Source organism: Synechococcus sp. R6-10 (genome assembly GCF_047461815.1).
GTDB lineage: Bacteria > Cyanobacteriota > Cyanobacteriia > Thermostichales > Thermostichaceae > Thermostichus.
The window spans coordinates 1-1215 of record NZ_JANSHW010000559.1; the positions used below are offsets into that span (position 1 = coordinate 1).

At 58.9% G+C, this 1215-nt stretch carries 1 protein-coding gene; it reads right to left on the bottom strand.

Annotated elements, in window-relative coordinates:
• Nucleotides 1-16: 16 nt before the first annotated feature.
• Nucleotides 17-1215, bottom strand: a 1199-nt coding sequence (locus tag NW837_RS13745) for an RtcB family protein (protein WP_414332171.1), incomplete at its 5' end; no start/stop codon positions are given.

Consider the following 1215-nt stretch of genomic DNA (forward strand, 5'->3'; position numbering starts at 1 on the left):
CCCTTTCAGCAAATAGCTAGCCTTTGATACACAGAATTGGCTTTAAGCGCGCTACAAGTTTCGCAATCTTGGCTTGATCGGCAGCGCGCACCACTTTGTCGACGTTTTTGTAGGCCTGGGGCGCTTCTTCAGCTACCCCCCGCAAAGAGGGACTGCGCACGATGACGCCGCGCCGTCTCAGTTGTTCGATAATCTCCTGCCCTGTCCAGGCTTTGAGGGCCTGGTTGCGACTCATCGCCCTCCCAGCGCCGTGGCAGGCTGAGGAGAGGGAAAGGGCCTCCCCTTGCGCGGTGCCGACCAGAATGTAGGAAGCCGTGCCCATGGAGCCACCGATGATGACGGGCTGACCGATAGAGCGAAAAGCTTGAGGAAGCTCTGGGTGGCCAGGCCCAAAAGCGCGCGTTGCCCCTTTGCGGTGAACGAACAGGCGGCGCTTTTTCCCCTCTATCTCGTGGGTTTCCTCCTTACAGGTGTTGTGGGAGACGTCGTAAATAAGGTCGAGTTCAGCTTTGGGGAAAAGCTCAGCGAACACCTCGCGCACCCAGTAGGTGATGATCTGGCGGTTAGCCAAAGCGCAGTTGGTTGCCGCCCGCATTGCTCCCAGGTAGCTTTGCCCCACTTTGGACTTCAAGGGCGCACAGGCCAGCTCGCGATCAGGTAGCTCTATGCCGTGTTCTTTAGCCGCCTGTTGCATCTTCTTCAAGTACTCAGTGCCGATCTGGTGACCCAAGCCACGGGAGCCGCAGTGGATAGTAATCACCACTTCCCCCGACTTAAGGCCAAAGCCTTTGGCAATCTCGGGATCGTAGATCTCGTCAACAACTTGGACTTCGAGGTAGTGGTTACCCGAACCGAGGGTTCCCATCTCGCGCCGCTGGCGCTCACGGGCGTAGGCGGAGACTTCGCTCGGCATTGCTCCGCGCATGCGGCCATGTTCTTCGATGCGCTCCAGATCCTCTTTCTTGCCGTAGCCCTGAGCAACAGCCCATTCTGCTCCGCCTTCGAGCATAGCTTCCATCTCTTTGTCGCTCAAGGAGATCTTGCTGCGGCTGCCGAGCCCTACCGGTACGCTCGCGTACAGGGCATTGGCTAGGGGCTCTGCCATCTCCTCCACTTCCTCGCGCTTTAGCCCGGTTCGCAAGGTTCTCACGCCGCAGGAGATGTCAAATCCCACGCCGCCGGCGGAAATCACCCCCCCTGCTTCCGCATCAAAGG